General features: G+C 68.9%; 16 protein-coding genes. 14 read left to right on the top strand and 2 right to left on the bottom strand.

Translation table 11 applies throughout. The features are described from left to right. Positions 1 to 32: 32 nt before the first annotated feature. Together RTX79_RS07080 and RTX79_RS07075 are read right to left on the bottom strand one after the other, a co-directional pair. Positions 33 to 596, bottom strand: a complete 564-nt coding sequence (locus RTX79_RS07080) for a hypothetical protein (RefSeq protein ID WP_312682941.1) — start codon at positions 594 to 596, stop codon at positions 33 to 35. A gap of 69 nt (positions 597 to 665) precedes the next feature. After that, positions 666 to 3,035 (bottom strand): S9 family peptidase, encoded by a 2,370-nt coding sequence (locus RTX79_RS07075; RefSeq protein WP_312682940.1) that lies wholly within the window; start codon positions 3,033 to 3,035, stop codon positions 666 to 668. Positions 3,036 to 3,477: 442 nt separating this feature from the next. On the opposite strand from RTX79_RS07075, the gene RTX79_RS07070 reads away from it, so the two are divergent. The 14 genes from RTX79_RS07070 (at position 3,478) to RTX79_RS07005 (ending at position 16,933) form a co-directional block, all read left to right on the top strand. Next, positions 3,478 to 4,875 carry a cytochrome ubiquinol oxidase subunit I gene (locus tag RTX79_RS07070; RefSeq protein WP_312682939.1) on the top strand — a complete coding sequence of 466 codons (1,398 nt, stop codon included), beginning with the start codon at positions 3,478 to 3,480 and terminating at the stop codon, positions 4,873 to 4,875. Between the two features lies 1 nt (position 4,876). Further along, positions 4,877 to 5,890: a cytochrome d ubiquinol oxidase subunit II gene (gene cydB / locus RTX79_RS07065; RefSeq protein WP_312682938.1), complete on the top strand. Its 1,014-nt coding sequence runs from the start codon at positions 4,877 to 4,879 to the stop codon at positions 5,888 to 5,890. A gap of 115 nt (positions 5,891 to 6,005) precedes the next feature. Further along, complete coding sequence (locus RTX79_RS07060; RefSeq protein WP_312682937.1) at positions 6,006 to 6,746, top strand: beta-ketoacyl synthase chain length factor; 741 nt, start codon at positions 6,006 to 6,008, stop codon at positions 6,744 to 6,746. Then, positions 6,736 to 7,542 carry a lysophospholipid acyltransferase family protein gene (locus RTX79_RS07055; protein ID WP_312682936.1) on the top strand — a complete coding sequence of 269 codons (807 nt, stop codon included), beginning with the start codon at positions 6,736 to 6,738 and terminating at the stop codon, positions 7,540 to 7,542. Before RTX79_RS07060 ends, RTX79_RS07055 begins: the two co-directional genes overlap by 11 nt. Next, the gene (locus tag RTX79_RS07050) at positions 7,529 to 7,786 is read left to right on the top strand and encodes a phosphopantetheine-binding protein (RefSeq protein ID WP_057507129.1); all 258 of its coding nucleotides are present in this window, start codon (positions 7,529 to 7,531) and stop codon (positions 7,784 to 7,786) included. The genes RTX79_RS07055 and RTX79_RS07050 overlap by 14 nt, the downstream gene beginning before the upstream one ends. 14 nt (positions 7,787 to 7,800) lie before the next feature. After that, positions 7,801 to 8,058, top strand: a complete 258-nt coding sequence (locus RTX79_RS07045; RefSeq protein ID WP_057507167.1) for an acyl carrier protein — start codon at positions 7,801 to 7,803, stop codon at positions 8,056 to 8,058. A gap of 22 nt (positions 8,059 to 8,080) precedes the next feature. Next, complete coding sequence (locus RTX79_RS07040; RefSeq protein ID WP_245625250.1) at positions 8,081 to 8,632, top strand: hypothetical protein; 552 nt, start codon at positions 8,081 to 8,083, stop codon at positions 8,630 to 8,632. Continuing rightward, entirely contained in the window at positions 8,625 to 10,313 is a 1,689-nt protein-coding gene (locus tag RTX79_RS07035) for an AMP-binding protein (protein WP_312682935.1), read from the top strand. Before RTX79_RS07040 ends, RTX79_RS07035 begins: the two co-directional genes overlap by 8 nt. Continuing rightward, positions 10,303 to 11,073: a glycosyltransferase family 2 protein gene (locus RTX79_RS07030; protein ID WP_312682934.1), complete on the top strand. Its 771-nt coding sequence runs from the start codon at positions 10,303 to 10,305 to the stop codon at positions 11,071 to 11,073. The genes RTX79_RS07035 and RTX79_RS07030 overlap by 11 nt, the downstream gene beginning before the upstream one ends. Further along, a complete protein-coding gene (locus RTX79_RS07025; protein ID WP_312682933.1) occupies positions 11,073 to 12,020 on the top strand; it encodes an acyltransferase in 948 nt (315 codons plus the stop codon). Before RTX79_RS07030 ends, RTX79_RS07025 begins: the two co-directional genes overlap by 1 nt. Next, on the top strand, positions 12,010 to 13,560 hold the full coding sequence (locus RTX79_RS07020; RefSeq protein WP_312682932.1) for an HAL/PAL/TAL family ammonia-lyase: 1,551 nt from the start codon (positions 12,010 to 12,012) through the stop codon (positions 13,558 to 13,560). Before RTX79_RS07025 ends, RTX79_RS07020 begins: the two co-directional genes overlap by 11 nt. After that, complete coding sequence (locus RTX79_RS07015; protein WP_057507135.1) at positions 13,553 to 13,969, top strand: acyl-CoA thioesterase; 417 nt, start codon at positions 13,553 to 13,555, stop codon at positions 13,967 to 13,969. The genes RTX79_RS07020 and RTX79_RS07015 overlap by 8 nt, the downstream gene beginning before the upstream one ends. After that, a complete protein-coding gene (locus tag RTX79_RS07010) occupies positions 13,966 to 14,592 on the top strand; it encodes an outer membrane lipoprotein carrier protein LolA (RefSeq protein WP_312682931.1) in 627 nt (208 codons plus the stop codon). The genes RTX79_RS07015 and RTX79_RS07010 overlap by 4 nt, the downstream gene beginning before the upstream one ends. Then, a complete protein-coding gene (locus RTX79_RS07005; RefSeq protein ID WP_312682930.1) occupies positions 14,585 to 16,933 on the top strand; it encodes an MMPL family transporter in 2,349 nt (782 codons plus the stop codon). The genes RTX79_RS07010 and RTX79_RS07005 overlap by 8 nt, the downstream gene beginning before the upstream one ends. Position 16,934 lies beyond the last annotated feature (1 nt).

Below are 16,934 nucleotides of genomic sequence, written 5' to 3'. Positions count from 1 at the left end.
CTCCGGGGGAAAAAAAGAAGAAAGAGGGGAGGTCAGTAACGCGAACGGATGTCCGGGCGCATCAGGCGCCACGCCAGCCAGCCCTGCAGCACCGCGAACAGCACGCAACTGCCGAGCACGGTGGCGGTGAACAGGATGCGCTGGGCATTCAGTGCCTCGACCACATCGGCCTCGCCGAGTTTGCCGATCAACACCGCGGCAATGCGATCCATCCACCATGCCACGCCGATGTTGGCGATGCCGGTGATCACCAGCAGCCAGACAAAGCTCAGCAGCCCCCAGCGGGTGCCCTTGTACAGGCCCCAGCTGGAGACCAGTGACGGCACGCAGACCGCGGCCAGCAGCAGGCTGGTGGCCACCGGGTGGGCCAGCATCCAGCGCAGGCTGGACGGCCACTCGCTTTCCTCGGCCAGCGCGACCAGCATCTGCCACGGTTGGCTGGCGGCGATCGGCCAGGCCACCAGCGCCTGCAGCAGGAACCACGCGATCATGGCCACGCAGACCAGCAGGGTGGTCAACGCGATCGGGCGCACGAAATCCGTGCGCGCTGGTGTGCCATGGCGCGGCGTGGCCAGGGTGGGGGGCAGCTGTGACATCCGGTGTCCTTGCAGGGGGAGACGACGCCAGCCGGGTCGTGCCGATCGCAACCGGCACGACCCCGTTGGTTATTTCACGTTTTCGTTGAACAGCTTGAGGATGCGCTTGTACTGGTCCAGCCAGGAATCGGCACGGGTGTAGCCATGGCGTTCCAGCGGGTAGGGCGCGATGGTCCAGTTGTCCTTGTGCAGTTCGATCAGGCGCTGGGTCAGGTTGACCGAATCCTGGAAGAACACGTTGTCGTCCATCATGCCGTGGCCGATCATCAGGTGGTCCTGCAGGTTCTGCGCGTACTCGATGGGCGAGGAAACGCGGTACGCCTCCGGGTCGATGTCCGGCGTGTTGAGGATGTTGGCGGTGTAGGCGTGGTTGTAGTTGTGCCAGTCCACCACCGGACGCAGTGCGGCGCCGGCCTTGAACGTGCCCGGCGAACGGAACAGCGCCATGAAGGTCATGAAGCCGCCGTAGGAACCGCCGTAGATGCCGGCGCGGTCACGGTCGCCCTGCTGGGTTTCGGCGAGCCAGTCCAGGCCGTCCTTGTAGTCTTCCAGCTCCGGGTGGCCCATGTTGCGGTAGATCGCGGTACGCCAGTCGCGGCCGTAGCCCTCGCTGCCGCGGTAGTCCATGTCCAGCACGATGTAGCCCTGCTGCACCAGCAGGTTGTGGAACATCTGTTCGCGGAAATAGGCCGGGTAGCGCTGGTGCACGTTCTGCAGGTAGCCGGCACCGTGCACGAACATCACGATCGGATACTTTTTGCCGGGTTCCTTGTTCTCCGGCTCGTAGTACTTGGCCCAGACCACGCCGGCACCGTGCTTGGACGGCACCGCCACCAGCTTCGGCTGGATCCACTCGCGCGCCTTGAATTCGGCGCTGCGGGTATCGGTCAGCACGCGCGCCTGGCCGCCGGTCGCCGGCACCACGGCCAGCTGGGCCGGCAGGTAGGCGCCGGAGTAGCGCACCAGCAGCTGCTGGCCATCCGGAGACACGCTGAAATCCTCAACGCCGTTGAGGGCGGTCAGCTCGCGCACCTGGCGGCTGGCCACGTCGACGCTGCACACTTCATAGTCGTGCGGGGCCTGCTGGTTGCACAGGAAATAGAAGCCCTTGCCATCGGCCGACAGCGCCGGCGCGGAGGTCTCCCACTTGCCGCTGGTCAGCGCCTGCGGCTTGCCGGCACCGGCCTGGGTGTACAGGTGCGAGAAGCCGGATTCCTCGGACAGCAGCCACAGCGTGCGGCCGTCGGCCATCCAGCCGTAATCATTGAAGCCCCAGTTGATCCAGGCCTGGTCGGTAAGGCGGTGGCGGTTCTGCAGGCGGCCATCGGCCGCGGCCACGCTGACGATCCAGCGGTCCTTGTTGTCGTTGGCGCGCAGCATGATCGCGGCCTGCTGGCCATCGGCGCTCCAGCGGATGCCGCCGCCCATGAAGTCGCTCATCAGTTCCAGCGGGCGGTTGCCCTTCAGCGCGTCCTTGCCGGCCTGTCTGCGCAGGCTGGCCAGCGGATCGGTGCCGATGCCGGGCAGCGCGTCCAGCGACACCTTGTCGGCCTTGCCGGTGCGTGCATCGACCAGCCAGAAGGTGTGCGGTTCCGGGTCATTGCGGCCGACGCGGGTGCGGGTGTCTTCGGTTTCTTCGTAACCGGATTCGGTCACGTACAGCGGCATCTTGCTGGTGCGACCTTCTTCGAAGCCCTTCGGCTTGGTCACCACCACCAGGTGCACGCCATCGGGCGACAGCACGCTGTCGACGATCTCCACATCGGCGCCGAGGAACACCGGACCCGGCGCGCGGGTCGGGTCGGTCTCGCGCCAGCGCTGGTCCTGCTCCTTCAGCGCCTCGCGCTGTTCGCGGTCGCGGCGCAGGGTTTCCAGCGTGCGCAGCTGCTGCTCGCGCAGGGTATCGGCCTTGGGCGCGTCGGACGGATTCTTCTCGGCCTTCAGGCTGGCCACCTGGGCGACGCCGCTGGCGGCGGTCCAGTGGAACCAGTTCTGTCCGTTGCGCCAGATCACGCCGCCGTCGGTGGCGAAGTTGATGCCGCTGGAGCGTTCATTGCCACGGGTGAGCTGGGTCAGTGCGCCACTGCGCAGGTCGCGCACGAACACATCGCCGTTGCGGGCGAAGGCCATGCGGCTGCGGCTGCTGTCATACACCGGATTGGCCACGTCCAGGCTGCCGCGCTGGTCGTCGGCCACCTGGGCGGCGACGCCCCCGCTGAGCGGCTGGCGGAACGTGTCGCGCACCGGGCTGCCCTTGCGCTTGAGCTGGTACTCGACCTGCTGGCTGTTCCAGGACCACCAGGCGCGTTCCACCGGCGGCCCGATCCAGTCCGGGTCGGCCATGGCCTGTTCGATGGTGATCGGGGTCGGCGCGGCCTGTACGGCCGGAGCGGCCAGCAGGGCGGACAACAACAGGGACAGCGGCAGCACTCGGGACATGGACGGGACGCACCGTGAAGGAGAAAACCGGCCAAGGGTAGCAGCCCCTCCCCGGCAGGGGCTGGCCCACAGGTCATGGAAGGGTGTGCGGCTGCTGGCGGCTTGGGGATCTTCCAGCGGTGGCTGGGCCGGTCGGGGTACCTATGCGGGGCACGCGTGAATACGTCCATGTAGCTCTTCGCGGCTCCTGCCGCTCAAGGCCCCGCATAGCCACCCCGATCGGCCCCCGGACAGATGGCGGTGGCCGCCAGCCACGCAGGAAAAGAAAAAAGCAGGGGTTTCTCCTGCCCCGCCAACACGCAGCCCTGCAGCAGCTGCTGCTGCCGTTGCCAGCATCGCTGCGACAAAGTGAAGCAGGGCGGCATCCGGTCGCATCCCCTGTTAACGCAAATCCACCCAGACTGGTCCGGTATCCCCACCCGCGCCCGGCAGGAGGCGTCCCTTGGACGCATTGTTGTTGTCCCGTTTCCAGTTTGGATTCGTGGTCAGTTTCCACGTGCTGTTCCCCGCCTTCACCATCGGCACCGCCAGCTGGCTGGCCTTTGTCGAGTGGCGCTGGCTGCGCACCCGCAACCCGATCTGGCGCGAGCTGTACTTCTTCTGGCAGAAGATCTTCGCCGTGTCCTTCGGCATGGGCGTGGTCAGCGGCATCGTCATGGCCTTCCAGTTCGGCACCAACTGGCCGCGCCTGACCCAGGTGGCCGGCTCGGTGATCGGCCCCTTGCTGACCTACGAAGTACTGACCGCCTTCTTCCTGGAAGCCAGTTTCCTCGGCGTGATGATGTTCGGCTGGGGCCGGGTGTCGCCACGGCTGCACTTCCTGTCCACCTGCATGGTGGCGCTGGGTACGCTGTTTTCCACGTTCTGGATCCTGGCCTCCAACAGCTGGCTGCATACCCCCGCCGGCTATGAAATGGTCAATGGCATCGTGCATCCGGTCGACTGGTGGAAGGTGGTGTTCAACCCGTCCTTCCCGTACCGGCTCACCCACATGGCGCTGGGTTCGTTCATCACCACCTGCTTCGTGATCGGCGGCATCGGCGCGTTCTACCTGCGCCGTGGCGTGCACGTGGAAGCGGGTCGCCGCATGCTCACCGCCGCGGTGATCTTCGCGGCGATCACCGTACCGGCGCAGATCTTCGTCGGCGACATGCATGGCCTGAACACCCTCAAGCACCAGCCGATGAAGATCGCCGCGATGGAAGCCCACTGGCACCAGACCCAGCCCGGCGAGGGCGTGCCCCTGGTGGTGTTCGCCCTGCCCGACGAAGAGCAGGAACGCAACGATTTCGAGGTCGCCATCCCCAGGCTCGGCAGCCTCATCCTGACCCACTCGCGCGACGGAACCTTCGCCCCGCTGACCTCGGTACCGGCCAGCGAACGGCCGCCGGTGACCCCGGTGTTCTTCGCCTTCCGCATCATGGTGGGGCTGGGCACGTTGATGCTGCTGCTGGCGCTGGTGTCGGCCCTCGCGCTGTGGCGCGGCAGGTTGCTGCAGTCGCGATGGCTGCTGCGTGGCTGGAACTGGATGCTGCCCAGCGGCTTCATCGCGCTGGTGTCGGGTTGGTTCGTGACCGAAATGGGGCGCCAGCCGTGGGTGGTGTACGGCCTGCTGCGCACCGCCGATGTAGTGGGGCCGCAAAGTGCCTGGATGACCGCACTGTCGCTGGGGGTGTACGTGGTCGGCTATGCCTTCGTGTTCGGCTGGGGCATCTGGTACCTCGTGAAGATCCTGCGCCAGGGCCCGCATCCGCATGAAGAAGGACCGTCGCTGGACGGCGGCCACCACACCCCGGCGCGTCCGCTGTCCGCTGCCGATGAACCGCTGGAGGAGCGCTGACATGGACCTGATGACCTGGCTGCCGGTGGCATGGTTCGCGGTGATCGGCTTCGGGGTGCTGATGTACGTGGTGCTGGACGGCTTCGTGCTGGGCATCGGCATCCTGGCGCCCTTCGCGCACAGCGAAGAAGAACTGGACCAGATGATGAACACCGCCGCGCCGATCTGGGACGGCAACGAGACCTGGCTGGTGCTCGGCGGTGCGGGCCTGCTGGCGGCCTTCCCGAAGGCCTATTCGGCGCTGCTTTCGGCGCTGTACCTGCCGGTGCTGCTGCTGGTGATGGCGTTGGTGTTCCGCGGCGTGGCGTTCGAGTTCCGCTTCAAGGCGCACCGCTCCAAGCGGCTGTGGAGCGTGGCGTTCGGGCTGGGTTCGCTGCTGGCCAGCTTCGCCCAGGGGGTGATCCTGGGGGCGCTGGTGCAGGGCCTTCCGATCGTCGACGGGGTCTACCAGGGCGGCGCGTTCGGCTGGTTCAGCCCGTTCGCGATGCTGACCGGCGCCTCGCTGGTGGCAGGCTATGCATTGCTGGGCAGCACCTGGCTGATCCTCAAGACCACCGGCCCGGTGCAGGTGCTGGCGCGGCAGCTGACCCGGCCGCTGGTGGCGGCGGTGATCGTGGCGATGGGGCTGGTCAGCAGTTGGCTGCCGTTCCTGCAGTCGCACCTGATGCAGCGCTGGTTCGCCGATGGCAATTTCTGGTGGCTGTCGCCAGTGCCGATCCTGACCCTGGCGGTGGCCGCTGCGCTGTGGCGCAGTGCCGTGCATCCCAAGCGCGACCTGCCGCCGTTCCTGCTGACCCTGGCGCTGTTCGTGCTCGGGTTCGCCGGGCTGGTGCTGGGCATGTGGCCCTACCTGCTGCCACCGAGCATGACCCTGTGGGACGCAGCGGCGCCGGCGACTTCGCTGGGCTTCAGCCTGGTCGGCCTGGTGGTGCTGCTGCCGGTGATCCTGGGCTACACGGCGTGGTCGTACCGGGTGTTCCGCGGCAAGGTGGAAGCCGGCGCGGGCTACCACTAGGCGCGGCTGGCGATGGCCGTTGGCTGCGCTGGGTGACGACCGTTGGTCGTCACGCTCTTCGCCCCGGCCGTGCTAGCGTGCGGCGCTCCGCGCAACCGCAGCCTGTTCTCCCGCAATGATCGAGTTTTCCGTTGTCGACTGGGCCGCCTGGGCGCCCGGGCTGGCCACCCGCAGCGCCTGGCAGGACTGGGCGCAGGCACCGTGGCTGCCCGAAGGCGAGGACACCCCCGGGCTGCCGGAGGTACCGGCGATGCAGCGTCGCCGGATCGAACGGCTGGGTCGCATGGCGATCCAGGCCGCCTGCTGGTGCGAAGCCGGCGAGGGCGCGGACAGCCGCGTGCCGCTGGTGTTCGCCAGCCGCCACGGCGACGTCGCGCGTTCGATGGAACTGCTGGCCGCGCTGGTGGCCGAAGAAGCGTTGTCACCGACCACCTTCGGCCTGTCGGTACACAATGCGATCGGCGCGCTGTACTCCATCACCCGCGGCCACCGCGGCAACAACCTGGCACTGGCGGCGGGCAAGGCCACCGCCGAAGCGGCCTGCCTGGAAGCGGCCGGACTGCTGGCCGATGGCGCCGAGGAAGTCCGCATCGTGGTCTACGACCCGCCGTTGCCGGCACTGTATGCGGAGTTCATCGATGAGCCGGCACCGTTCCATGCCTGGTGTTGGCGCGTCAGGCGCCCCGATGCCGCTGGCGTGCGCCTGCAGCTGCACTGGCAGGCCACCGATGCGCCCGATGATCCGCCCGGCCTGCTGCCGCATGCGTTGGACCTGCAGCGTTTCCTGTTGTCCGCGCAGCCGCGCTGCGAACGGGTGATCGACGGCCAGCGCTGGACCTGGACGCGTGGCGGCTGAGGCCCTTGCTCGCGGCCTGGACCGGGCCTGGCGGGTGCTGGCCACCGGCGTCAGCTTCGCGGCGTTCGGGCTGGGCGGGTTGATCGCCGGCGTGGTCGTGGGACCCTTGCTGCTGGTCCTGGTGCGCGATCCCGCGCGTCGCCGTCGCCTCGCGCGTCGCGGCGTCCAACATGGATTCGCCCTGCAGGTGGCGATCATGCGCCGCCTCGGCGTGCTCACGGTGTCGGTCAGTGGCGCGGCACGGCTGCAGCGTGAAGGCCTGCTGGTGCTGGCCAACCATCCCACCCTGATCGACGTGGTGCTGCTGGTCGCGCTGCTGCCGGATGCGGACTGCGTGGTCAAGCGCGCGGTGGCCCGCAATCCGTTCATGCGCGGCACGGTCGGTGCCGCCGGCTATATCGTCAATGATGACGGGCCGGCGCTGGTCGACGCCGGCATTGCCGCGGTGCGCGGCGGGGGCTGCCTGGTGATCTTCCCCGAAGGCACCCGCAGCGAGCCCGGCCAGCCGCTGAAACTGCGCCGTGGCGCGGCCAACATCGCCGTGCGCGGCCGGCTGGACATGACCCCGGTACGGATACGCTGCGACCCGCCGACGCTGGAAAAGGGACGGAAATGGTATCGTGTGCCCCCGCGACGCTTCCACGTTTCGCTGGAGGTCGGTGAGGACATTCCGATCGATACGTTTCTCGACGAAGACGCAGTGGCAGGAGGGGAAGCCCTGGCCGCGCGGCGCGTCACCGATTACCTCACCCATTACTTCCAACCCTGTGGAGAGCTGCCCCGTGCAGGAACTTGAGCACGAGATCAAGGAGCTGATCATTTCGGCGTTGTCGCTGGAAGACGTCTCCGCCGCCGATATCGATGCGGCCGCGCCGCTGTTCGGCGAAGGCCTCGGCCTGGATTCCATCGATGCACTGGAGCTGGGCCTGGCCCTGCAGAAGCAGTACGGCGTGAGCCTGTCCGCCGATTCGGAAGAAACCCGCCGTCATTTCGGCAGCGTGCAGGCCCTGGCGGCCTTCGTCGCCAGCCACCGCGCGTGAGTGCGGGTGCCGCCATGACCAAGACCGACCTGTTCGCGCATATCGCGCGGCTGTTGACCAGCAGCTTCGAGATCGATCCGGCGCTGATCGTGCCCGGCGCGCGCCTGCATGCCGACCTGGATATCGACAGCATCGACGCCGTCGACCTGATCGTGCAGTTGAAGCCGCTGCTGGGCCGCAACCTGCAGCCGGACGCCTTCAAGACCGTGCGCACCGTGCAGGACGTGGTCGATGTGGTGCATGGCCTGTTGCCCGACCCGGCTGCTGCCTGACCGCGCGCACCGGACCGCCATCGTGTCCCATCCGCGCAGGGTCGCTTTCGTGCTGCTGTCGCTGGCCTATCCGCCGCTGATGTACCTGGCGATGGGCCGGTTCGAACCGCGCTGGCTGTCGTTGCTGTTGTTCGCGGTGGCGCTGCTGCGCGCACTGGGCACCCGCGAACGGCTGTGGATCTGGTCGGCCGCCGGCACCGGGCTGTTGGCGGTGGTGGCGCTGCTGGGCAACGAGGCGCTGCCGCTGAAGCTGTACCCGGCACTGGTCAACGCGGTGCTGCTGGTGTTCTTCCTGGTCAGCCTGCGCCATCCCCCGACCGTGGCCGAGCGCTTCGCACGCCTGCAGGATCCCCAGTTGCCGCCGTTCGCCATCGCCTACACGCGCCGCGTCACCCAGGTCTGGTGTGGCTTCTTCGTGGTGAATGGCGCACTGGCGCTGGCCACGGCCCTGTGGGCGTCCGATGCCACCTGGGCGTTGTACAACGGCCTGCTGGCCTATCTGTTGATGGGCCTGCTGCATGCCGCCGAATGGACCGTGCGACGACGGGTGAAGGCGGCCCACGGCCATGTCTGAGTGGATACCGCTGCACCTCCTGCTGCAGTCCGCACGGCCTGGCCGCACGGTGGGCGCGCTCGACGGCGCGGTGCTGGACCACGCCGGGCTGCTGGCCCGGGCGCGCGGCTGGCAGGCGGCGTTCGCGGCCGCCGAAGGGCGCGACTGGGCGCTGTACTTCACCGACAGCCTGGCTTTCGCCGCCGCGCTGCTGGGCGCCTGGTCGGCCGGCAAGCGGGTCCACCTGCCGGGCGATGACCTGCCCGGGACGTTGCAGGCGCTGCGACCGCACGTGGATGGTTTCGCCGGCGATGTCGATGCGTGCTGGCAGCCGCTGCACGCGGCGCCGCCCACCGACGCGCCCCCCGTTGGCGCCGTGCTGGATCCACAGGCCTGCCGGCTGGTGGTGTTCACCTCCGGCAGTACCGGCGAACCTGCGGCGATCGAAAAGCGCCTGGACCAGCTGGGCAGCGAAGTCGAGGCGCTGCAGCAGGCGTTCGGCGCGCTGCTGGCCGGTGCCCACGTGCACGGCACCGTCTCCCACCAGCACATCTACGGGCTGCTGTTCCGCGTGCTGTGGCCGCTGGCCGCGGGCCGGGCGATCGAGCGGCGGCGTTTCTTCCATGAAGACCTGGTCGCCGCGCTGGCCGCCGCACCCAGCGTGCTGGTGGCCACCCCGGCGCACCTGAAACGACTGCCGCCGCAGCTCGACTGGGCCGGCGCGCGCGGCCAGCTGCGCGCGGTGTTTTCCTCCGGCGGGCCGCTGCCGGCACAGGCTGCCGCGGAGGTGCGTGCGGTGCTGGGCATCGCGCCGATCGAAGTGTTCGGCAGCAGCGAAACCGGCGGTATCGCCTGGCGCCGTTGCGAGGGGGAAGCCCCCGCGTGGCAGCCGTTGCCGGGCGTGCAGTGGCGCATCGATGACGGTCAGCTGGCGGTGGCATCGGCGCACCTGGCGCAGGACGGCTGGTGGCGCAGCGAAGACCGTGCCGAAGCCAGTGTTGACGGCGGTTTCCGCCTGCTCGGGCGCGCCGACCGCATCGTCAAGATCGAAGAGCGCCGGGTATCGCTGGGTGCGCTGGAACAGGCCCTGTGCCGCGACGCCGGCGTGGCCGAAGCGCAGGTGCTGGTGCTGCCCGGCGCGCGCGCGCAGCTGGCCGCGGTGATCGTGCCGCACGACCGCGCACTGGCACAGGCCGGCGATGCCGAGCGACGCGCCTTCATCGGCCGCCTCACCGCGCTGTTGGCCGAAGGCCATGACGCCGTGACCCGGCCGCGGCGCTGGCGGCTGGTTGCCGCGATGCCGGTCAATGCGCAGGGCAAGCCGACCCAGGCGCTGCTGCAGGCGCTGTTCCAGAAAGCGCTTCCAACGCCGCAGTGGCTGGCACGCGACGCCACCACGGCGCGGGTAGCGTTGCTGCTGGCGCCGGAGCTGACGGCCTTTGAGGGGCACTTCCCCGGCGTCGCCGTGCTGCCGGGCGTGGCCCAGGTGGACTGGGCGATCCAGCTGGCGCGCGAAGCCTTCGACCTGCCGCCCCGGTTCCTGCGCATGGATGCGCTGAAGTTCCAGCAGGTTGCGCGCCCGCACGACGTGCTGCAACTGCACCTGGACTGGGACCCGGTCCGATGCGTGCTCGGATTCCGGTTCAGCTCCGATCACGGCATTCACGCCAGTGGCAAAGTACTGTTCGCCGATGCCGATTGATTCCCTGGTTCCCGCCGCCGAGTACGCCCTGCTGGTCGTGGTACCGGTTTATGACCATGAGCACGCCATCGCTGACGTGGTGGCCGGTATCCGCGCTGCGGGACTGCCGTGCCTGCTGGTCGACGATGGTTCGCATGCGGACTGTGCGGCCGTGCTGGGCGGGCTTGCACGGCAGCCGCACGTCGGCCTGCTGCGGCTGCCACACAACCAGGGCAAGGGTGGCGCGATGCTGGCCGGATTCAGCGAGGCGGCACGGCTGGGCTATACCCATGTCCTGCAGATCGATGCCGATGGCCAGCACGACACCACCGAGCTGGGCCGTTTCGCCGCGCTGTCGCGGACCCACCCGGAGGCTGTGATCTGCGGCATCCCGGCCTACGACGAAACGGTGCCGAAGATCCGCCTGTACGGGCGCTATGGCACCCATGTGTGGGTCTGGATCAACACCTTGTCGCTGCACCTGCGCGATTCGATGTGCGGCTTCCGGGTGTATCCGCTGGCGCCGGTGCTGCAGGTGATGGCCGAGGAAACGATCGGCCGGCGCATGGATTTCGACACTGAGATCCTCGTGCGGCTGTACTGGCGCGAGGTGCCGGTGCATCACCTGGCCACGCCGGTTACCTATCCGAAGGATGGCGTGTCGCACTTCGATGTGTGGCGCGACAACCTGCGCATCAGCGGCATGCACGCGCGGTTGTTCGGGGGGATGCTGCGGCGCGCTCCGCAACTGCTGCGGCGACGCCTGCGGGGACAGCCCTGATGGCGGCGCGTCCCGGTCCTGCCGCACCGCACTGGGCCGACATCGGCGAGCGCACGTCGATACGCGGCGTGCTTGCGCTGTGCTGGATCCACCGCTGGTTCGGGCGCTGGCCGTACCGGCTGTGCGCCTGGCCGGCGGTGGCCTGCCACTGGCTGGCCAACGGTCTGGCACGCCGCGCCTCGCTGCAGTACCTGCAGCGGCTGCAGGCGTACAGCGGGGCGCTGGGCCGCGCGCCGAACTGGCTGGACAGCCTGCGCCACTTCGCGCTGTTCGGCGACACCATGCTGGACAAACTGCTGGCACTGGGGCGGCGTTATCCGGCGCAGCGCCTGCGGCTGCACGACAACCCCGCCCTGCAGCGCATTGGTCGCGCGCAGGGCGGGGTGTTCCTGACCGCCCACGTCGGCTGCCTGGAGCTATGCCAGGTGCTGGCCGAAAAAGTCCCCGGCCTGCATCTCACCGTGCTGGTCCACACCAAGCACGCGCAGCGCTTCAACAGCCTGCTGGCGCGGCTGGATCCGCTGGCATCGGTGGAACTGGTGCAGGTGACCGACGTCGGCCCGGCAATGGCGATGACCCTCGGCCAGCGGGTCGCCGCAGGCGGCTTCGTGGCGATCGTCGGTGACCGCGTGCCGGTACACAGCGAACGCGTGGTGCACGCCGACTTCCTCGGCCATCGCGCACCGTTCCCGGTGGGCGGCTACGTGCTCGCCGCCGCGCTCGGCTGCCCGGTGTATACGCTGTCCTGCCTGCACCAGGACGATGGTTACCGGATCCGCTTCGATCTGTTCGACGAACGCATCGTGCTGCCGCGCGGATCCCGCGACGCCGCGCTGCACGACTGCGCGCAGCGATATGCCGCATGGCTGGAACAGCAGGTGATCGAATCGCCGCTGGACTGGTTCAACTTCTTTCCGTTCTGGGACCAGGCCGCCGATGCCGATTGAACCGCTTCCCTCCTGTCGCTTCGGTGCCGGCCCGCTGACCATCGAAGACGTCGTTGCGCTGGCGGACCGCCGCGCGCAGGCCGTGCTCGACGACGCGCCCGGATTCCGCGCCCGGATCCAGCGCGGCGCGGATTTCCTGGACCGCCTGCTGCGCGAGGACGGCGTGGTCTACGGGGTGACCACCGGTTACGGCGACTCCTGCACCACGGTGATCCCGCCGTCGCTGGTGGCCGAACTGCCGCACCATCTGTACACCTACCATGGCTGTGGGCTGGGTCGTTTCCTCGATGCACAGGAAACGCGCGCGGTACTGGCGGCGCGGTTGGCGTCGCTGTCGCAGGGCATGTCCGGCACCAGCGTGGCCCTGCTCGAAGGCCTCGCCGCCCTGCTGCGGCATGACGTGCTGCCGCGCATCCCGGCCGAAGGTTCGGTCGGTGCCAGTGGCGACCTGACCCCGTTGTCGTACGTGGCGGCCGTGCTGTGCGGTGAGCGCGAGGTGCTGTTCGAAGGCAGCGTGCAGTCCGCCGCCGAGGTGCTGCCGCGGATCGGCCTGCAGCCGCTGCGGCTGCGGCCCAAGGAAGGCTTGGCGCTGATGAACGGCACCGCGGTGATGACCGGACTGGCCTGCCTGGCCTGGCATCGCGCGGACTACCTGTGCCGCCTGGCCACGCGCCTGACCGCCTTCAACGTGCTGGCCAGCGATGGCAACGCGCACCATTTCGACGAAACCCTGTTCGCCGCCAAGCCGCACCCGGGCCAGGCGCGCATCGCCGCGCGACTGCGTGCCGACCTGCACAGCGATCGACCACCGCGCAACGAACAGCGCCTGCAGGACCGTTACTCGCTGCGCTGCGCACCGCATGTCATCGGCGTGCTGGAAGACACCCTGCCGTTCCTGCGCCAGTTGATCGAGACCGAGCTCAACAGCGCCAACGACAACCCGCTGATCGATCCGGACGAAGAACGCGTGCTGCACGGCGGGCACTTCTACGGCGGGCATATCGCGCTGGCGATGGACACGCTGAAGAACACCGTGGCCAACCTGGCCGACCTGCTGGACCGCCAGCTGGCGCTGCTGGTGGATGCGCGGTACAGCCACGGCCTGCCGGCCAACCTGTCCGCCGCGACCGGCCCGCGCGCCGCCATCAACCATGGCCTGAAGGCGCTGCAGATCAGCGTCTCGGCGTGGACCGCCGAAGCGCTCAAGAACACCCTGCCGGCGTCGGTGTTTTCGCGTTCCACCGAATGCCACAACCAGGACAAGGTCAGCATGGGCACCATCGCCGCGCGCGACTGCCTACGGGTGATCGAGCTTGCCGAACAGGTGGTCGCCGGCATGCTGATCGCCGCACGCCAGGCGGTGGCGCTGCGTCAGCGGGTGGGCCTGCAGGCGCAGCTGCAGGGGGAACTGGCCGCGATGTACGATGACCTCGGCCAGCGCATCGCGCTGATCGAAGAAGACCGCGCGCTGGATGGCGAGCTGCGCCAGCTGCTGCAGGACATCCGCAGCCGTCAGTGGGAGCTGTACCGCGATGCATGAGCTGGTCGAAGAGATCACCCTGGCGCCCGCCTTCCACGACTGCGACCCGATGCAGGTGGTCTGGCATGGAAACTACTTCAAGTACTTCGAGATCGCACGCTGCGCGCTGCTGCAACGATACGACTACGACTATCCGCAGATGCAGGAATCGGGCTACCTGTGGCCGGTGGTGGATGCGCGGGTCAAGTACGTGCGCCCCCTGCGCTTCCAGCAGCAGCTGCGGGTGCGGGCACGCATCGTCGAATGGGAAAACCGTTTGAAGATCACCTACGAAATCTTCGACGCCGGCAGCGGCGAACGGCTGACCCGCGCGCACACCGTGCAGGTCGCCGTTGCTGCCGCCAGCGGTGAAATGCAGTACCTGTGCCCGCCGATCCTGTGGCAGAAACTCGGAGTTCCCGCGCCATGAAATTGAGTCACTGCCTGCGCCTGCTGGCGCTGTCCAGCCTGCTTGTCGTTTCGTTCGTCGCGGGCGCTGCCGACGACGCAGTGCAGGCGATCGCCCGCGATGTCGCACGGCCAGCGGTGCTGCGCGGCGAGTTCAGCCAGGAAAAGCAGGTCGCCGGCTTCCGCAACCCGCTGCGTTCGCAGGGCCGCTTCGTGGTGGCGCGCGAGCGCGGGGTGATCTGGACCACGCTGAAGCCGTTCCCTTCGGAGATGGTGATCACCGCCGAGCGCATCCTCAGCCGGCAGCCCGATGGCAGTACCCGGGTAGAGCTGGATGCACGCGAACAGCCGGCGATGCGCTCGGTCAACGCGATCCTGTTCGCGCTGATGAGCGGCGACGTGCAGGCCCTGTCCAGCCAGTTCACGGTGGAGGCGCAGCGCGATGCGAAGGGCTGGACGCTGTCGCTGACACCGAAGTCGCCGATGCTGGCCAAGGCCTTCAGTTCGTTGCAGCTGCGGGGTGACCGTTACGTCCGCCAGGTCGACATCGTCGAGGCCAGCAAGGACCGTACCCGGCTGACCTTCAGCGCCCTCACCGAGGCGCCGGCCACGCTGGCAGCGGACGAGGCGGCACGCCTTGACTGATCGCGGACCGGTGGCCGACACCCCCCATCGCGGCTGGCGCTGGCTTGCCCTCGCCTGGCTGCTGGTGCTGTTGGCGCTGGGCGTGCAGCAGGCCCTGCAGTGGCGGCAGCATGCGCCGATCGACACCGATATCCTCGCGCTGCTGCCACAGGATGCACAGGACCGGCTGCTGTCCGACGTAACCCGGCGCATCGCCGATGCGAACTCGCGCGACGTGGTGGTGCTGCTGGGCAGTACCGACGCGGCCGCCACGCTGCGCGCGCAGGCGGCCTTCGCCGCTGCGCTGGCCGGCGATGCCGACGCCGCGCTGCTGCAGCCGGCCGGTGCGCTCGACGGCTGGTTCGATGAGGCGCGCACGTTCTACGCGCCGTACCGTGACCGCCTGTTGACCCCCGCACAGCGCGACACCCTGCAGCACACCGCGCCGGATGCGCTGGCGCAACAGGCGTTGGCCCAGTTGTACGGACCCATGGGGGGGCCGCGGCTGACCGCCTGGCTGCAGGATCCGCTGGGCCTGTGGCCGGCATGGTGGCAGCAGCAGGCAAAGGCGGCCGGCCTGCGACTGGGTGAAGACGGCCTGCTGCAGGCCGAAGAAAAGCAGTGGGCGGTGCTGCGCCTGGGCACCCGCGATTCGGCGTTCCAGCTGGACGGCGAACCGCATATCGGTGCGCTGCTGGAACGCGCGGGGCAGGCCGCGAGCGCCGCCACGCCCGGACTGGAGATCCTGCACGCAGGCGTGCCCCTGCATGCCGAAGCCGCGGCGGTGCAGGCCAACCGCGAGATCAACACGATCGGCTGGGGCTCGCTGGCCGCGGTGCTGCTGCTGGTGTGGCTGGCGTTCCGTTCGCTGCGCCCGATCCTGCTGGTGGCGATGTCGCTGCTGGTCGGCTGCGGGGTGGCGCTGGCTGCGACCGTGCTGGTGTTCGGCAAGGTGCACCTGCTGACGCTGGTATTCGGCGCCTCCCTGGTCGGCGTGGCCGAAGACTATGGCATCCACTGGTTCGCCTCGCGCCAGGCGGCGCCGCGGCAGAGCCGCTGGTCCCTGCTGCGCTACCTGCTGCCCGGGTTGTGGCTCGCCCTGCTGACCAGCGCCTTGGCCTATCTGGCGCTGGCCATCACCCCGTTCCCCGGCCTGCGGCAGATGGCGCTGTTTTCGGTGGTCGGGCTGGCGGCCGCGTTCGTCACGGTAATTTTGTGGTTCCCTTGGCTGGATGGTGGAACGGTACGCCAGACCCGTTTCTCGCACTGGCTGGGCAACACGCTGCAGCGCTGGCCCCGGCTGCGCGGCCGGTCGCTGGGTGGCGTGGTCACCGCGCTGCTGCTGTTCTGCGCCGGTGGCATGCTGTTCCTGCACGTGGACGATGACCTGCGCAGCCTGCAGTCGTCGCCACCGGCGCTGATGGAACAGCAGATCCGCATCTCGCGCCTGCTCGGCATGCCCAGCCCGGCGCAGTTCTTCCTGGTGCAGGGCGCCGATGCCGGCCAGCTGCTGCAGCGCGAAGAAGCCTTGACCGCACGGCTTCGCGCGCTGGAAGGGCAGGGCCGCATCGGCAGCCATCGCGCGCTGAGTGACTGGTTGCCGTCTCCGTCGCAGCAGGACGCCGACGCCCGGCTGGCCGCGCAGGCGGAGTCAGCGGTGCTGCAGGCGGTCGGCGCGGTCAGTGGCGAGGCGCTGCAGCGACCGACGTTCGCCAGCACTCCGATCGACCTGCAGGCGTTCCTTGCGTCGCCGGCCTCGGCGCCGTTCCGGCCGCTGTGGATAGGTGCGCTTGGCGAGGGCGTGGCCAGCGTGGTGCTGGTCGATGACCTCTCGCAACCCAGTGCACTGGCCGACCTCGACCAGGCCGGCGCCGGCCTGCCCGGTGTGCGCTGGGTCGACCGCACCGCGGACTTTTCGCGCCTGCTGGGGCATTACCGCAAGCTGATGAGCGGCATGCTGCTGGCCGGCGTGGCGCTGGTGTTCGCCGCATTGTGGTGGCGCTACCGCCGCGATGCCTGGCGGGTGATCGTGCCGACCCTGCTCGCTGGTAGCCTGACGCTTGCCGTGCTGGCCCTGCTTGGCCATCCGTTGCAGCTGTTCAACGTGCTGGCATTGATGCTGCTGCTGGGCATGGGCATCGACTACGGCATCTTCCTGCTGGAACACCGCGGCGATCCCAGCGCGTGGGTGGCGGTGTGCGTGGGTGCGGCCAGTACCTGGCTCTCGTTCGGCCTGCTCGGGCTGTCCGCTACGCCGGCGCTGCGGGCCTTCGGTATGACCCTGCTGCTCGGCATCGGGCTGGTGTGGCTGCTGTCGCCGTTGTTCCGCCCCGCGCCCCCTCCCACCACAGGAACCCCGTGAC

Origin of the sequence: Stenotrophomonas chelatiphaga, from assembly GCF_032054965.1 — a bacterium.
In the GTDB taxonomy this organism is placed as follows: Bacteria; Pseudomonadota; Gammaproteobacteria; order Xanthomonadales; family Xanthomonadaceae; genus Stenotrophomonas; species Stenotrophomonas chelatiphaga.
Note: the sequence above shows the minus strand (reverse complement) of the source record. Positions and strands in the feature narration are given on the sequence as shown.